Source organism: Pseudomonas sp. (assembly GCF_049590575.1).
Lineage (GTDB): Bacteria > Pseudomonadota > Gammaproteobacteria > Pseudomonadales > Pseudomonadaceae > Aquipseudomonas.
The window spans coordinates 1-16012 of the sequence record NZ_JBAWDE010000426.1 but is presented as its reverse complement, the minus strand read 5'-3'; the positions used below and the strand labels follow the sequence as shown (position 1 = coordinate 16012).

10 protein-coding genes and 1 pseudogene are annotated in these 16012 nt (G+C 63.2%); 4 read left to right on the top strand and 7 right to left on the bottom strand.

Annotation, left to right across the window (positions count from 1 at the left end):
- Nucleotides 1-68 precede the first annotated feature (68 nt).
- Entirely contained in the window at nucleotides 69-4727 is a 4659-nt protein-coding gene (locus WBR57_RS29560; RefSeq protein WP_424089026.1) for a hypothetical protein, read from the bottom strand.
- 145 nt (nucleotides 4728-4872) lie between these two features.
- Between WBR57_RS29560 and WBR57_RS29555 the strand changes: the two genes are divergently transcribed.
- The 4 genes from WBR57_RS29555 (at nucleotide 4873) to WBR57_RS29540 (ending at nucleotide 6958) form a co-directional block, all read left to right on the top strand.
- The gene (locus WBR57_RS29555) at nucleotides 4873-5166 is read left to right on the top strand and encodes a DUF5629 family protein (RefSeq protein ID WP_424089024.1); all 294 of its coding nucleotides are present in this window, start codon (nucleotides 4873-4875) and stop codon (nucleotides 5164-5166) included.
- Nucleotides 5153-6328 (top strand): lactonase family protein, encoded by a 1176-nt coding sequence (locus WBR57_RS29550; RefSeq protein WP_424089022.1) that lies wholly within the window; start codon nucleotides 5153-5155, stop codon nucleotides 6326-6328. Before WBR57_RS29555 ends, WBR57_RS29550 begins: the two co-directional genes overlap by 14 nt.
- Before the next feature lie 156 nt (nucleotides 6329-6484).
- Entirely contained in the window at nucleotides 6485-6664 is a 180-nt protein-coding gene (locus WBR57_RS29545) for a hypothetical protein (protein WP_424089020.1), read from the top strand.
- Between the two features lie 168 nt (nucleotides 6665-6832).
- The gene (locus WBR57_RS29540; RefSeq protein ID WP_424089018.1) at nucleotides 6833-6958 is read left to right on the top strand and encodes a hypothetical protein; all 126 of its coding nucleotides are present in this window, start codon (nucleotides 6833-6835) and stop codon (nucleotides 6956-6958) included.
- 20 nt (nucleotides 6959-6978) lie between these two features.
- On the opposite strand, the gene WBR57_RS29535 is transcribed toward WBR57_RS29540, so the two are convergent.
- The 6 genes and pseudogenes from WBR57_RS29535 to WBR57_RS29510 form a co-directional block, all read right to left on the bottom strand.
- On the bottom strand, nucleotides 6979-7575 hold the full coding sequence (locus WBR57_RS29535) for a glutathione S-transferase (protein WP_424089016.1): 597 nt from the start codon (nucleotides 7573-7575) through the stop codon (nucleotides 6979-6981).
- Entirely contained in the window at nucleotides 7572-11210 is a 3639-nt protein-coding gene (locus WBR57_RS29530) for an SbcC/MukB-like Walker B domain-containing protein (protein WP_424089014.1), read from the bottom strand. The genes WBR57_RS29535 and WBR57_RS29530 overlap by 4 nt, the downstream gene beginning before the upstream one ends.
- Complete coding sequence (locus tag WBR57_RS29525; RefSeq protein WP_424089012.1) at nucleotides 11207-12448, bottom strand: exonuclease SbcCD subunit D C-terminal domain-containing protein; 1242 nt, start codon at nucleotides 12446-12448, stop codon at nucleotides 11207-11209. Before WBR57_RS29525 ends, WBR57_RS29530 begins: the two co-directional genes overlap by 4 nt.
- 115 nt (nucleotides 12449-12563) lie before the next feature.
- Entirely contained in the window at nucleotides 12564-12848 is a 285-nt protein-coding gene (locus WBR57_RS29520; RefSeq protein ID WP_424089010.1) for a DUF6124 family protein, read from the bottom strand.
- 366 nt (nucleotides 12849-13214) lie between these two features.
- The gene (locus WBR57_RS29515; protein WP_424089008.1) at nucleotides 13215-15611 is read right to left on the bottom strand and encodes a YncE family protein; all 2397 of its coding nucleotides are present in this window, start codon (nucleotides 15609-15611) and stop codon (nucleotides 13215-13217) included.
- 163 nt (nucleotides 15612-15774) lie between these two features.
- Nucleotides 15775-16012: pseudogene (locus WBR57_RS29510) on the bottom strand (BatD family protein); the annotation flags it as partial.

Below are 16012 nucleotides of genomic sequence, written 5' to 3'. Positions count from 1 at the left end.
CCGCTCTCGCAGTGGGGCCGCGAGAGCGCTGTGCAAAAGCCGCAGCCCGTGCTGCGGCTGTTGGGGACTCAGGGCACCAAGGGCAGGAAGCGGCGTTCCGCCAAGGCCTTGCCGATCAGCCCGCGATGCACATTGATGATGCTTTGCGAGTCATGGGCGTCGCGCAGCAGCGACTGGTAGCTTTGCCTTCGTTGTGCGCGGGTTTTCAGGTGGGCCGCGCTGTAGTCCTGCTTGAGGGTGGTGGCGCTGGGGTAGTGAAAATGCGCGTACCACAACGGGAAGCCCTTCTTGTCATTGATCGCGTACTCCTGGAGGAAATCGCGCTGCTCGCCGCGCATCGCCAGGCGCGTACCGAGGCTGGCGATTTGCACCTGGTCTTCTTGCAGCAAATACTCCAGGTTGCCGTGGGTCGGCGGCAGTTGCAGGCTGGCCTGGATGCGCAGGTCCCGGCCGTGGGTGGCCAGGCGTTGGGCCTGGAAGCGCAAGTTGTCGAGCAGTGTCCGCTCGGGGGCGGTGCGCGTACCTTCAGCCCGCTCCAGCTCAGCGGCGGCGGCGAGCATGCGATTGGCTTCGTGTTGCAGCACTTCTTCCAGCTCCTGCGGGTGCCGGGTCACTCTCAGGTAGTCCGTGGCCCGGCTCAGATGGCCGTCGAAGCCCATGAGCAGTTGATGGGCCTCAGCCTTGATTGCGGCCAGGCTACGGGGCGGTGGTGAGGCCGTGCCGGCCGTTTCGACGCGGATTTCATCCCAGACGTCTTCGTGTTGGGAGTAGCTGGACAACAGCTGGTCGGTGTCCTCGGTGCGCATTTCGACCACGTCGATCGGCAACGCTGTGCCGGCTGGCTTGAGCACTCCGATCATCATGCCCTTGCGGGTCTTGATGACTTTTTTCACGGGCCTGCCGACGGCCAGCATCGGCTGCTTGGGTGGGCGTCGGCGCGGTTGCGGTTCCGGCTTGATTTCGGCGGCCAATTGACGTGCTGCGTCCTGGTACAGGCTTTCCACCAGGCCGAGCAAACGGTTGAAGTAGTCGGGGAATAGCTCGTCGGCGTTGACGATGCCGATGCCCTTCAACCCATCCAGGGCCGAGGCATAATGCTCCACCAGGCTGCTCAGCACCTCCAGGCGCTCGCCGGGGGGCAGGTCCAGGGCGTTCAGTTCGCTGTGGGTGCGAACATGCAATTGCAGGCTGTCGAAGATCGTATCCAGCGCCAGGATCGGCCCCGGCTCCATGCCTTTTAGGCACGGGAATTTCAAGCTGCGCACCTGCAAGCTTTTAACGGACAGGGCACTGTATTCGCGTTCGGAGCGGCCAGTGGTCAGCCGGTGATAAGGTTCGGCACCGGCCTCACCGAGGGTGAACAGTTCCTCCAGGTAGCGATCCTTGAGTTCCAGCCAGTGAATCTGTCGCTCGTTGATCTCCACCAGTGCCCGTACGAAGTTCAGGTAACCCATTTGGTCGGTGGCCACCGCGAGGACCAGGGCCGGACCTTGTAACGTGAATGCCGGGTGGGCGCTGTACAACTCGTCGCGGTCGCTGCCGGCGAACACCACGCTTTTGCGCGCATTGTTGATGGTGTTTTCCATCAGTCGGGCCGCCGCCTCGGGGGGCAGCGCTATGTGCAGTTGCTCACGTTCCTGGCGGGTGTCGAGGATTTTTGCGTACTCGGCCACCTGCTGTTGCAGGGCTGTATCGAAGCGTCGACGCCGGTTGATGCGGTCTTGGACCTCGGCCCTGGGGTCGTTTTGCGCCTGTGTCCAGAGGCTTTCCGCGAGGTCGACGCGACGCTGTTCCGTGGCTTGGCGCTCAAGGTACTGGGTGTACTCGGCTTGCAGCACCTGTTTGCGCTGCGCTTTGCGCTGGCGCTCGGCCGCCAGTTTCTTGCTCAGCATGCCGCCGCGCAGGCGCAGCTTGAGGTCCAGCTCCCAGCGCTGGTTGTGCTGGCGCACGTAGGGACCTTGCCGGTGAGTGTCGGTCGGGTCGACAATCACCCACCCGTCTGGTTCGCGGCTGACTGTGTACAGGCTGGCGTCGATCAACACGTGCAGGCTTTGGGCAATGCGGTACAAGCCTTGCTCAAGGCCCTCGGCAACCGGCGCGGGCAGGGTGGCCGGCAGCGGCACCTGGAAACCGGCCAGGCGTTCGCGCTGCACCGCGCTTAGCTGATTGCGCGGGTTGGCGAAGCTGAAATCCAGGGGCGCATGGCTTGCACCAGGCCACTGACCGTAAACCGCCACGGTGCTTTCGCCAAGGGTGGGCGGCACGCTGATCGGCCAGTTTTGCCGCAGCGGTACCCTGGGGTTCAGCGCCAACTGTGCCACGCTGCTGCTGGAACCCAATGGGGCAATGGCCGGGGCAGGGGCCAGGTGCAGCAACAGCATGGCGAGGTTGAGCAGGGTGTCGACGGCAGCCAGCTCGCGGGTCACCGGGTCGGGGCTGTTCAGGGCCGGGATGTCCTGGCTGGCGCTGGTCATCAACGCCAGCAACCAGCCCGTGAGCATCAGCGGGCCGCGCAGCCAGGGCAGCAGCAGGCTATTGAACAGCAGGCCACCGCCTTCAAGCAGCACTGCCCAGCGGCTTTCGCGGTTGGACACCGAATCGCGCTCGGCCTGCTCGACCAGGGCCCTGGCGTTGCTGCCGTACAAATACTGCATCAGGCGACCCGTCAGCAGGCATTGCAGCAGTTCGTCGCTGGAACCGTCCGTCGCCAGGCTGGCCGGGCGCGGCACCGCCGGTGGGGTGAACTCGTCACCCTGGCCGAAGCGAACGTAATGCGGTTCGTGAAAACCGCCGTGGTCGTACACCGGCCGTGCGCCGTCCGACAACCAGGTCAACACGCTGTCCTGCAACTCGCCCGGCGCCGCGATAGCATCGAGCAAGGCCTGGCGGGTGGCGAATTCCATCAAGGCGTCGGCGTACAGCGGGCGGTACAGCACGTGCGGGCCAACCGTGATGTCCTGGGCTTCGATGATGAACATCGTGGCGACCACATCGGCGCTCGCCTCGGGTTTGCGCAACAGCGCCAAGGTGCGGATCACCACGGCCTGGCCGTTGAGCATGCGCTCGCAGGGGCCGGCCTGCAGCAGGGTAGCGACCAACCGCGCACCGGTCGCGCTCAGGGTCGGCGTTGGCTTGAGCGCCTGTTCCAGCGCTTGCAACGGCAGTTGGGCGGCGAGCTGATCGGCGAACCAGCCCTCCCGCTCGCGGGCTTCGGGGGTCTCTCCCAGCAACTGGCGCTTGAGCAGTTCGGGGTAGGTCTTGCCGATGTCCACCTGCGCGATCAGCGCGCTGGCGTAGTCGGCCGTCAGCCAGGCCGGTAACGGCTTGCCGTGGCGATGGCGCAAAGTGGCCTGGCCACGGGGCTTGCCGGAGAGGTTTTTCAGGGCCAGTTCGATCAGCGTCAAGCTGCGGTGCTCAATGATGCCTGGGGTGCCTGGGTAGCCGGCGGCGACCGTGAACACCAGTTCGAGGTCTTCCGGCTTGAAGTTGGCCGCCTGGGACTGAGCCGCTTGCACGCCGCCCAAGCCTGACTCGTCGAGTTGCAGCTGTTGCCATAGAACCGTTGCGGCATAGCTGCGGATATCCGGGATATCGCTGAGGAACGTGCGCCCGGCGCTGCGTTTTTTCGCGCTGGCCAATTGCAGGCAAGCGTCGCGGTAGCGCATTTGGTCGGCGGCGGATGCCTGCGTCAGCCAATCGGGAATGCGCGGTTTGAGGACCGCGAGTGCCTGCGGCAGGGCGCGCTGCGGGTTGAGAAAAAACGTCCCGGGATCGCTCAGCTGGCGGTACACCTCATTCAACGCTTCCAGGGGCTGCCCGGCGGGTAGGCGCAAGGCGCCGAGGTCTTCTACCTGCTGGTTGAGGATCAGCGCGGCCTGGTTATCGAACAGGTTGCCATCCGGTTCATAGCGCTGGCTGCTGAGGCTGTCTACGGCATAGCGCCGCGCCATGCGCCCGGCCCAGGTCTGGGCGAAAGTGTCCAGCGAACGCAGGCGCTCGATGCTGCCGTCGGGTTTGCACAGCAAACCGAGGGTACGGCCCGGCATCACGCGTACCAGCAACAGGTCGGGGCTCAGCAGTTGCACGCTGCGCCCCTGGTGAGTCAGGGTGGTTTGCAGGCAGTAGGCAAACACCGCGGTTTCGCCAAAGCGCTCGATGCGCGTGTCGCGGTCCGGGTACTGGACCAGTTGGTCGACACTGGCGCGTTCGAGGGCATCGAGCCCCGGTTGACGCAGGGCGCTGATGCGCAGGGTGTCACTGAGCCTGTCGGCCAGCCAGCGCCAGCGGTTGGGGCCGTATTCGGTGGGTTCCTGCCAGTAGCGGGTCAGGGCGTCTTGCACACCCAGGGGCAGGGTCCAGGCCAGCTCCTGGACCATTTCGGCGATGGCACTCATCTGCAATTTTTCTGCGACGCTGCCGGGCAGCTTGAGCCGGGTGGGGGGCCGGTCACTGAGAAAGCAGGGCTGCCCTGCGACGTCAGCGAGGTTCAGGGTGACGCCGCTGGCCAGGTAGTCCAGCACGTGGTCCATCAGCGGGCGCAGGGCCCAGCCTCCGCCGGCCTGGGGGCTGGCCAGCCGGGTGAGCTGGAGGTCGATGAGCAGTGTCGGGTAACGTGCTTTGATGGCGTCGGCGAGCATCTGCCGGGCGACGCTCGCCAGGCTTGGCCGGCTGTTGAATTGCAGGCTGACCGCCTGGGCCAGGGTGGCGATCGAGGGCTGTGCAGGCATGAAAAATCCTTTTCGGGGCCGTTTAGTGAGCGCCCATTTACCGCCAGGCTAGCGGGCGCCGGGTGTTAGCCGGATACCGCTCGGGCGCCGGTTTAGGCCAACCTCGCAAACTGGCCTATCATTGGCGCTTTGAACTGACTGAACGATGACCATGACCCAGACTCTACTGACCACGCTCGCCACCAGCGAACTGCTGTTTATCGACGGCTTGCACGCTTTTGACTTTACGCTGGGTGAACAGCATTTGAGCGTGCTGTGCATGGACGGCCGCATTGAAAAGCGCTGGACGTTCAGCCGGGAGCAGATCGAGGCGGCGACGTTCGACGCGTCGTTGCAAAGCTGGACCCTGACCGGTGACACGGGGGAGCACCGCCTGGTGTGCCTGGACGCCGTCACCGGCAACAATAATGATGAGGATGAAGCGGATGATGATGCGTAAATTCTGGCCGCTGCTGATGGCCGGCAGTGTGGGGGCGATGTCGGTGCAGGCCGCTCCCGTGGACACTTACGAACTGCTGGTCGGCAGCTACACCGCCGGCACCAGCGAAGGCATTTACCGCCTGCAGTTCGACAGCCGTACCGGGCAGTTCAGCGGCAAGCCGGTACTGGCGGCCAAGGCGGCCAACCCGTCATGGCTGACGGTTTCCAAGGACCAGAAGCATCTGTTTGTGGTTAACGAAAACGGCCCGGGCCAGCAAGACCCGGTCGGTCGGGTCAGCAGCTACAGCATCGACCCGCAGAATCATCAGCTGACCCTGATCAACCAGGTGCAGAGCCTGGGCAATGAGCCGACCCATTCCAGCCTGGCCGCTGACGGTCGTTACCTGTTTGTCGCCAACTATTCGGTACTCGAAGACCCGGGCGGCAGCCTCGCGGTATTGCCGGTCGACGCCCAAGGCAAGCTGTCGGCGCCGGTGCAACTGAGCGCGCACCCGGCGAGCCGGGTCAACCCTGAGCGCCAGGCGTCAAACCATGTGCACTCGGTGGTGTCGTCGCCGGATGGCAAGTACGTGTTCGTGCAAGACCTGGGCGCGGACAAGGTGTTCGCCTATCGCTACGACCCCAAGGCCAACCACGAACTGCCGCTGACTCCCGCCGATCCGGCCCTTGTGCAACTGCCGCCGGGCAGCGGCCCGCGTCACCTGCTGTTCAGCGCCGATGGCAAGCATGCCTGGCTGAGCACGGAGATGAGTGCCCAGATCGCCGTGTTCGATTACAAGGACGGCAAGCTCACGCAAACCCAGCTGGTGGACTTTGCCGCCGGGCAGCCGGTGTCCGACAGGGCCGGCGCCGCGCTGCATGCTTCCAGCGATGGCAAATTCCTGTACGTGAGCAACCGCGGCACGGCTAACCAGCTACTTGTGTTCAGCATCGACCCGGCCACTGCGCACCTCAAGGAGTTGCAGCGCCGCTCGGTTGAGGGCGACCACCCGCGTGAATTCAGCCTGGACCCGAGCGGCAAATTCCTGCTGATGGCCAACCAGAAAAGCAACTCGATTGTGGTGGTTGAACGCGACCCCAAGACCGGCCTGCTGGGTAAAACCGTGCAGACATTGCCGATCGATGCGCCCAGCGATCTCAAGTTCCTGGTGCGTCAATAAGCCACAGGCCCCGCCGTGCGGGGCCTGACCTTTAGTATTAATTGTATTGATAGCGGCTAGTGTTTCAAAGCATTTCTAAGGTCCCGCCCTCGGGCGTAAGTTTGGTTTCAAGGCCTTACCAGGCTACTCAACCAAACGAACACTAGGGCTACCGACATGAACTTGAACCTCTTCTCCATCATCGCCGCATCCGCTGTTTCCGCCACCATCGCGTTGCCGGCTTCTGCCAGCGTCGACGTTGCCGGCAAAAAATCCAGCACCAGCGCCTACACCCAGAAGTACCTGCAACAAAGCGCTAACTTCTACGCCGCCCTGGATCACAAAACCCAGGCATGAGCGTTGATTGACCCTGCACAAGCAGACGCCAAACCACTGGAACGAAGCCTGGCTCGTTCGAGTGGTTTGGCGTTTGTGCGTCTGCTTAAAAAATTCTAGTAATGGCGCATTGCCATGTGATTAAATTTGACGCTCAACTATTGACGCCTTTCTCATGGAATCAACAGCATGGCCCTTCGACTCGCCGCCCTTATCCTGGCCCTTTATTCCGCGCCCATCCTGTCTTCCGTGCAGCTGGTGGACGGCGAACCAGAGATGGCCCGCGAGCGATTGTTGAACCTGGTTGAAGGCTGATTAGCGCGGCGGCGCCTCGGCTATGGGGTTTTTGCCATGACGCTGATAAACAGCGGCGATTGCAGAAACCTCTCCAGCCACTGCTGCAACCGGCGGTAGGGCGTGCCGGCAAACCACTCCCGATCCACATGCGCAAACTGGCGCACGAACGGTGCCAGCGCCATGTCGGCCAAACTCGGGTGATCGGCCAGTAAATACGCGCGATCCGCCAACAAACCTTCCCACCTCTGCAAGAACACCTCGCCCTCGGCCCGATACTGTTCCATCGGCTGTTCGGGGAAGCGATCGGCGTACTTGTATCGATTCAAATGATGTTTGAACCCCTGGTCGTTTTCGGCGATCAGCGCCAGCACGGCGGGGTCGCCCCCCAGCAACCAGTTATCCGGGTCGTGTCGGGCCAAGGCCCATTGCATGATTTCCAGGCTTTCTTCGATCACCTGGCCATCCACGCTCAGCACCGGCACCGTGCCCTTGGGCGACAGCGCCAGCATCTCGGGCGGCTTGGCCTTCAGGCTGACTTCGACGATGCGCACCGGCACGCCCGAATAACGCAAGGCCAGGCGTGCGCGCATCGCATACGGGCAGCGCCTGAACGAATACAGCAGCGCCTCGCTCACTTCACCTCCAGGGTGCTCAAGCCATTGCCTTGGCGCTTCACCTGGATCTGTACCGGAATGCGCTCGTGCATTTCCTGCACATGGGAAATCACCGCCACCTTACGGCCCTGGGCCTGCAAGCCGTCGAGGGCGTCCATCGCCAGTTGCAGCGACTCGGGGTCGAGGCTGCCGAAGCCTTCGTCGATAAACAGCGACTCAATCTTCAGCGTACTCGAGGCCATCGACGCCAGGCCCAACGCCAGCGCCAACGACACCAGGAACGTTTCGCCGCCCGACAGCGAATGCACCGAGCGCAGTTCGTCGCCCATTTCGGTGTCCAGCACCAGCAGGCCAAGCATGCTGCCGCCGCGCTTGAGGCGGTAACGGCGCACCAGTTGGCGCAGCTGCACGTTGGCGTGGTGCACCAGCAGGTCGAGGTTGTAGGCCTGGGCGATTTTGCGGAAGGTGTCGCCGGTGGCCGAACCGATCAGCGCATTCAGGCGCGCCCAGCGCTGCCACTCGTCATAGGCCTTGGCGATCTGCTCGGCCAGGCTGTGGTTGGCGTCCTGGCGGCGCTGGTCTTCGGACTGACGCGCGCGCAGTTCCGCGCAGCGCTTCTCACCCTCGGCCAATTGCTGATTGAGCGCGGCCAGGCTGGCGTCGAGCTGTTGCGCATCGAGGTTGCCGTTGTGCAGGGCCTGGTGCTCGGCCAGGCGTTGTTCGCGCTCTTGCAGCAGCACCTTGGCTTGTTCCACGGCTTTTTCGCTGTGTTGCAGCTGTTGGCGCAGTTCGCTGACGTGTGCATCATCGAACGTCAGCAAACGGCTCAGACCGTCGTCGTCCAATTCCGGGTGCAGCGCGCGCCATGCTTGAAGACGGGTGGCGAGCGTCTGCTGTTCGGCGTGCAGCGCCTGCTGGCGTTCCTGCTTGGCCTTGAGGTCGGCGGCCAGTTGGATCAGTTCGCTGCCGGTGGCCTGCAATTGTTGGCTGGCGTCGGTCTCGCTTTGGCGTGCGTGCGCCACCGCCTGGTCGAGTTGCTGCTGCCAGTGTTCGGCGCTGCTGTGCGCGCCGAGCAGTGCGCCAAGTTTTTCCTGGGCCGCCTGTTGCTGGGCGGCCAGCTCGGTGACCTGCTGTTGCTGCGCCGCAAGTTGCTGCTGGCGATGCTGCTGGTGGGTCTGTTCTTTCTCGATGGCCTGCTGGCGCTCCTGCTGCTCGGCCAGCTCATCGCGTTGGTGGCCCAGCTGTTCGAGGCGCTGGCTGACCTGCTGGTCCAGCTGCATGAACGTGGCGGCCGGTTCGCGGCGCAAGCCTTCCAGGGTGTCGGCGGGCAACAGGCTGGCGAAGGCGTGCAGTTCTTCGTCGAGGCGTTCGCGGTCGTTGGACAGCTCGCGCTGCTGGTCCACCAGCAATTGGCGGGCTTGCTGGCTCGCGTCCTGGGCGGCTTGCAGTTGTTGCTGCAAGCGCCCGGCATTTTGTTGCAGGTTGAGCAGGGCGCCTTGGCGTTGCTCGTCCTGGGTGATGCTTTGCGTCAGCTGGCTCAGCTGCTGCGCCAGCCAGGCGCTGCGCGTGGCGGCCTGCTGGTTGAACAGTGCGGCCGACAATGGGTGCGCTTCCAGGCTTGGCGCCAGGCGCTGTTGTTGCGTCGCCAGTTGCTCCTGCTGAAGCAAAAACTCTTTTTGCTGGGCAATCAAGCCGCCCACTTCACCGCGCAGCTCGGTGAGTTTTTCCTTGAGGGTATCGACGGCCTTTTGCGCCGCCGCCTCTTCGTTGTCGTCATGGCGACCGAGGCTGTGCAGCAAGGCTTCGGGCTGGTGATACGGGTGCTCGTGGCTGCCGCACACCGGGCACGGCTGGTCATCCTGCAACTGTTCGCGCAACTCCTCGACGCTGGCACTGCGGGCCAGGCGCTGGCGTTCGAGCAACTGTTTGGTGACCGTCAGGGTTTGCTCGGCGACTGTCAGCTCGGCCTTGGTTTGCAGGCCGGTCTGGTTCAGTTGGTCGCGCTGTTGCTGGGCGTCCGCGAGTTTTTGCGACAGCGCAGCGGCCTGCTGGTCGAGCTGTTGCTGGCTGTCCCACAGGCGGCTCAGTTCTTCGAAGGCGCGTTGTTGCTTGCGATTGTCCTGCAGCAGGCCGCCCAACAGCTGGATCTGCTCGGCCACGGCATGCGGTTCGGCGCCGGCTTCCTGGTACAGCAGCTCCAGGGCTTCACGTTGCTCGGCGAATTTTTCCGCGCAGGTGGTGGCGCGTTGTTCCAGTTGCGGCAGTTCGGCCTGGCCTTTGTTCAGGCGATTGCCGATCAGCATCAGCTGTTGCAGGCGATCGCGGTAGGCGTTCCAGGCCTCGCTCAGCGGGGCGAGGGCGGCGCTGCGCTCAAGTTCGGCCGCCAGGCGTTGCAGGCGCCCGGCGACGTCGGCCTGCTTGTCGAGCAAGGCGGTGAGTTGCGCCTGGCCGTCACGGCAGGCGGTTTCCTGCAATTGCTGGTCTTCGCTGCGTTTGGCCAGGTCTTTGGTCAAGTGGGCGAGGGTGTTCTGCTCGGCAAAGGCCTGGTGCAGCAGCGGGCCGGCGTCGGCCTGGTGGGCAAGGGCTTGGGCCAAGGCAGCCTGGGCGCTGGTTTGCTGCTGTTGCGCTTGGGCCTGACGGGCATGCAGTTGGACCTGTTGCTCAAGGTGCAACTGAATCTGTGCGGCCAACGGCGTGAGCAGGCTGTCGAGTTCGATCTGGCGTGCAAACTGATGACGTTGCGGTGCCAGCTGCTCCAGGCGGCTCAGGTCCTGGCGCTGCGCGCCCAGGCCGTCCCATTCGGCTTGCGCGCGTTGTAGTTGTTCGGTTGCACTCAGCTGGCGGTCCTGCCATTCGCGCAGTTCCTTGAGCCAGGTGTGCTGCAACTCCAGCTGCTTGAGCTGGGCCTGCTGGGCCTTGAGCTGCTGCTGGGCGGCGTCGAATTGCTGATCGAGCTCGGCGCGCGCTTCCGGGGCCAGGGGCACCACGCCGGTGGCCTGGTCTTGCAGGTGTTTGTGCGCGTCGCGGGCATCCTTGGCCTTGTCGAACGCGCGACGCCCGAGCTGGGTGTACAGCGCGGTGTCGGTGAGCTTTTCCAGCAGTTCGCTGCGCTCGTTGTCGTTGGCTTTGAGGAACGCGCTGAATTCACTTTGCGCCAGCAACACCGCGCGGGTGAACTGCTCGAAATTCAGGCCCAGGGCCAGTTCGAGCTGGGTCTTGTATTCGGTTTTCTGGCTGGCCAGCAGTTGGTCGCTGTCCAGGTCGATCAGGCTTTGCCGGCTGTTCTGCAGTTTGCCACTGGCCTTGTCGCGGGCGCGATTGGCCTCCCAGCGCGCGCGATAGCGACGCCCGCTGACCCCGACAAAATCCACCTCGGCATAGCCGCCGCCGGTGCCGCGGCGCAGCAGGGTGCGCGGGTCGCCGATGGAAATATCGCTGTCGGCGTCGGGCATCTTCGCCTGGCCGGTATCGCCCAGGCGTGGCACCGCGCCAAACAGCGCCAGGCACAAGGCATCCAGCAGGGTGCTTTTGCCTGCGCCGGTCGGCCCGGTGATCGCGAACAACCCGGCGCTGGCCAGGGGCTCGGCGGTAAAGTCGATTTCAAACGGGCCCGCCAGGGAGGCGAGGTTTTTCAGGCGGATGGCGAGAATCTTCATGGCTGATCCTCCTGCTGTTGCACTTCCTGGAGCAGCACGGCGAAATCCTTCAGGGTCTGTTCATCCACTTCGCTGCCGTAGCTGTCCTGCCACGCGCGGCTGAACAGTTCCTGGGGCGTGAGCTGGTCGAGTTCGATCAGGCGGCTGTCGTCAGAGTCTTCGCGCGCGCCCGTGCCGGCGTACTCGGCGGCGATGCGCACCAGGCGCACGGCCTTGCCCAGCAGTGCGGTTTCGATTTGCTGGCGCAGGTCCGGTTGCGGCTCGTCGAGGCGCACGCGCACTTCCAGCCACGGGTGGCGCTGGGTTTCGGCCAGCAGGTCGACGTCGGGCAGGTCGGCCAATTGCTTGAGGATGTCGGCCAGCGGCGCGGCCTCCAGGCGTTGCAGGTCGACCGAGCGGGGGATCAGCAGCGGCTCGACACTGACCAGGCATTGGCCCTGGAAGGTCACGTCGAGAATCTGGTGCTTGTAGCCGATTTCGGAAAACGACAACGGAATCGGCGAGCCGCTGTAGCGAATGCGCTCTTCGCCATTGACCTTTTGCGGCTTGTGCAGATGGCCAAGGGCGACATAACCCACGCTGGCATCGAACAGGCTGGCGGGCAGCGCCTCGGCATTGCCGATGATCAGGCTGCGCTCGGAGTCTTGCGACACCGAACCGCCGGCCATGTGCGCGTGGCTGATGGCGATCAGGGCCTGGCCTTTTTTGCGTTTGGCATTCGCGGCGGCGATCAGCCGTTCATGCACGTGGCCGATGCCACGCAGGTAGTCGTCGCCCAGCTGTGCGCCGGTGACTTCGGCCGGGCGCAGAAATGGCAGCGCCAGGCACCAGCCGGCGACCTTGCCTTTGGCGTCAGGCAGTGGGATCAGCAAACGTTCGGCATCCAGTTGGCCGTCATCCAGCCACAGCACACGGCCCAGGGCATGGGTGCGCAAGCGGCGCATCAGCGGCGCAGGCAGCTCAATGCGCGAGCCGGAATCGTGGTTGCCGGCGATCATTACAATCGTCAGTGTGGGGTTTTGTTCGTGGGCGCTGATGATGAAGTCATACAGCCGCTCCTGGGCCCTGAGCGGCGGGTTGACCGTGTCGAAAATGTCGCCGGCGATCAGCAGCACGTCGGGCCGCTCGGCTTTTAATTGGCCCAGCAGCCACTGGAGGAAGCAGGCGTGTTCGAAGTCGCGTTCCTGGCCGTGGAGGTTTTGGCCCAGGTGCCAGTCGGAGGTGTGAAACAGACGCAAGGCGAACTCCGTGGAGAAGATGAAAAGGAGGGGAGTTTACCTGTAAAAGCCACCGCGGTGCCCGAGGCCGACACATAACCCGCGTGGGAGCGGGCAAGCCCGCTCCCACCGGGGGTTATGGGGTGTGCAGGCACTCCAGCGCGCGGTCGGCGAGGGTTTTGGCGCTGGCGATCAGGTGTTCGGTGGCGCCGGCCAGGTCGCGCTCATGGCCGAGCAGTGCCTGGGTGGTGCCGGCGGCGGTGGCGGCTGCGCAGCGTAGGAGGTCGCAGAGTTGGGTCAGGGCGTCTTCGAAGCTGAGGTCTTGATGTACAGCAAAGGAGGGTGGTGAAGTGGGTTGCAGGTAGTGGCGCAGGGCGCGTTCGAAGATTTCGCGGGGTGGGTCGGGGACGATTTTGTTCATGAGTAAGCTCCTACTGGATTGGGAGCCATTCTTTTGCAGATCTCACTCGACAAAAGGTGGCAGCTATGTGCGGGGTGAGATAACCGGTAGGAGGCCACCCGGCCAGACCGAAGTCTGCCCGCACACAGCCGCCATAGAGCATGTTGCTCGCGGTTGTGACACTTGGCACCCTATTGACAGGATCTCACCCCTGATCGCTGATACGCAGCGACGGAGTGAAGGCTAGCCAGTGGACTGAGCAGGCGCAAGGCCGTGGGATTGTCTAGGAAACTTCCCGCAGATTAAAGGGATAAGGACTGCTGGCCTTTAACTAAAGGCAAAAAAATGGGACCCACCGCTACCGAGTCCCGTTTTTGTGTTCTGCAACTAAAGCGCGACGAAAGACAGCGTGCCGTTTGCCTGATTGGCCACCAGCGCAACCGAACCATCCGGTGTCACCGCGACGCCAGCAGGGTTGGCGAAGCCGGAGTGCCTGCGCACCACGGTCTCTGTGTCGGTATTGATGACGGTGAAGGTATTCCCGTTATCGGTGACATAGCACTCCCGAACGCGGGGGCTCATGGCCACACCGTAAGCATAGGTGAAACCAGGCAGGGTTTTGGCAATGGTATTGGTCGGCGGGTTAATGATGTACACCGCATTTGTGCCGGTCACGTAAGCGCGTTCCCTCGGCATATCGAACGGATTGAACGCGATGTCAGAGCCGACCGGTTGGGTATTGATGCCTGGAATTGCACCGATCAATCCCGAGGCACCCGATGGATTCAGCAGGTTCACCTGAGACGGCCCGGCGACATAAAACCGTGACTCCAGGTGATTGAGCGCGCATCCGAACGGGTTGGTGACATAGGTTGTGCTCAGGAGTGTGCCGGTCATCGCATCATAGGTGCCCACCAGGTTGTCGATACTGCTGCTGACAAACAGCCGGGTACCGGCCCTGTTCAGGCAAAGCCCCCAAATGTACTGGAAGCTTGGAATTGTCTGAATCAGTGCGTTGTTGTCCAGATTGATGACGGAGATGGTTTTCGAGCCCAGATTGCCCACGTACAAGCGCGACTCATCAGGGTGCATGGCGATGCGGAACGGCCGGTTGAAACCACCGATGGTGTTGACTACCTTGCGTTGGGCAATATCAATCACCGAGACGGTGTGGCTGCCGTGATTGGTGAGGTAGGCCGTCCGGCCATCCCGGGTGATCACGATCCAATGCGGTTGCGCACCCACCATAATGCTTTCGATTATCCCCAGTTCCCATCGGATGCTGTAGGTTGTCGACGCGAAAGCCACCGCCGTCGCCCGGTCAGTGCTGCCGTTGAGGGTGATCGCGCCTGAGAGGGTAATGTTGCCCGACTTGACCTGCCGCAGCCACGTGCGCGGTACGGGGATGTTTGACAGCCCGTTGAGGGCTTCATTGGCGTTGATCGCCACGCCACTCAGCAGCACCAGGTCCGGTACACCGGCACCGCTGGCGGTGATCCACACCCGTTGCCCTGCCGCGCTCGATGGCCAGCGTTCCATGGACAGCTGACCATTGCCGGCGAATGCATTCAAATCCAGCGAGCCGTTGTTGGGCACTGCGTTGATTAATGGCCGAACCTGCAGCGTGTTCATCGGTGGGTACACCGGTGGCGTCACGGGGGTGCCGACCACCTGGACCGAATAGCTGCCCGACTGTCGCAGACGTACCCCGGATGCGTTTTGCAGTTCGAACGACACCTGAAACGAGCCGCCGGCCAGTGGCGTGATCAAAGCATTCGGGACGGTGACAATTTCGCTGAACCGGTTGAGGTCGTTGACTGGCGGCAATCGTACGATTTCAACAGAACCGTCTGGCCTGGTAATCGTCAGTATTACCACAAGCCGGTTGGGACTGGGCAACGTCGGTGTGCGAACGGTCGGTATCAGTACGGTGAACACAGACTGGCTCTGGGTGTCGAGGTCCACCACAGGGGCTTCCGCGTTGTCCGCATAGAACACTGGGTTTCCGAGCAAGCTGGGGTCCAGTTCACTTTTTAGAATATACGGCGGGGAATACAGGGCTTTTATGCCGCCAGGCCCGGAGACGTTTTTCACCACGTCAGTGACCGTGAAGTTGATCGCCACATCGCCGGACTGGTTGATCTGGGAGAAAATGCTCCGAGGGATGGGCACTCGGATCGGCCCAGGCCCGGCGGCCTCGGCGGGGCTTACGGTGTGGTAGACGAGCGGTCCGCCGACGGAGATTTCAATTTCGTCGTTGGCGCGGATGTTAGCGTACTTGTTGATCAAGGCCGTCATTCCGCTTGCGGCAACGGTTGCGTTGATGATCGAGCCTCGTGGCATGCCATCAATCGACATGGATAAACCATCGTGCCAGATATTCCCGGCGACGGGGTCGAAGCCGCCTGGCAGGGCTGTCTTGATCAGGTAGGTCTCGATGGCCGAGATGCTTTCCTGCCCGCTGCCTGCGCGTATGACCCGGGCGAACATCGGGACTTCGCCCTGCGGGACATTCGTGCCCGGGGTGGTCCAACTGTAACGATTACGTTGATCGCTGACGTAAGCCGAAATCAACGGAGTGTTCATGTTTCCTACGAAGAGACTATAGAAATCGCCTACATTGCAGTTAAACCACCGCTCAAGGTATGCCTCGAAATTAGGCAGCAAGTGGCGGGTGCCCATGCCAAAGGCGGCTCTTTCGGGGTATAGCGTGCCGGCCAGCGGCACTGCACGGAAGGCTGGCTGTGGGGGGGAGTCGAGCATATCAATTGGCAGCGTAGACATAGCCTTTACCTTGCAAGGTTGGGACGCGCGCGGGCCGCGCGGCGGGCAAGGTCAATAAAACGCTGGGAGCGCTGAGCGAATCTACTGTCAGAATTGACAGTGACGACGAGTGGTTCCTGAGGCCGTTGCGTTTCGGCGCAGCAGCGGCTCAGCCTGCGCGGGCTTATTTCGGGTACAGCGGCGGCAAGCTGGTGGTGTCGGTCGCCGGGTCTTGCTCGCGCTCGGTCATGGGGATGGCCTTGATCGCGCGCCACAGGTCTTCGCCCAGCCAGTATTGGCCGCTTTCGCTGTACAGCGCGCCGTTCAACCCATCCAGCGCGTCGGACAGCGGCACAAAGCGCGCCGCCATGTCCGCCAGGGTTTCCGGCTGCTGCCGCGCCCAGGCATCCAGCGCCTGGCGG

What these genes read in the sequence shown, in the direction of transcription:
- WBR57_RS29550 (WP_424089022.1), top strand. Translation starts at nt 5,153, where the DNA reads ATGATGATGCGTAAATTCTGGCCGCTGCTGATGGCCGGCAGTGTGGGG.
- WBR57_RS29540 (WP_424089018.1), top strand. Translation starts at nt 6,833, where the DNA reads ATGGCCCTTCGACTCGCCGCCCTTATCCTGGCCCTTTATTCCGCGCCC.
- WBR57_RS29530 (WP_424089014.1), bottom strand. Translation starts at nt 11,210, where the DNA reads ATGAAGATTCTCGCCATCCGCCTGAAAAACCTCGCCTCCCTGGCGGGC.
- WBR57_RS29555 (WP_424089024.1), top strand. Translation starts at nt 4,873, where the DNA reads ATGACCATGACCCAGACTCTACTGACCACGCTCGCCACCAGCGAACTG.
- WBR57_RS29520 (WP_424089010.1), bottom strand. Translation starts at nt 12,848, where the DNA reads ATGAACAAAATCGTCCCCGACCCACCCCGCGAAATCTTCGAACGCGCC.
- WBR57_RS29545 (WP_424089020.1), top strand. Translation starts at nt 6,485, where the DNA reads ATGAACTTGAACCTCTTCTCCATCATCGCCGCATCCGCTGTTTCCGCC.
- WBR57_RS29515 (WP_424089008.1), bottom strand. Translation starts at nt 15,611, where the DNA reads ATGTCTACGCTGCCAATTGATATGCTCGACTCCCCCCCACAGCCAGCC.
- WBR57_RS29560 (WP_424089026.1), bottom strand. Translation starts at nt 4,727, where the DNA reads ATGCCTGCACAGCCCTCGATCGCCACCCTGGCCCAGGCGGTCAGCCTG.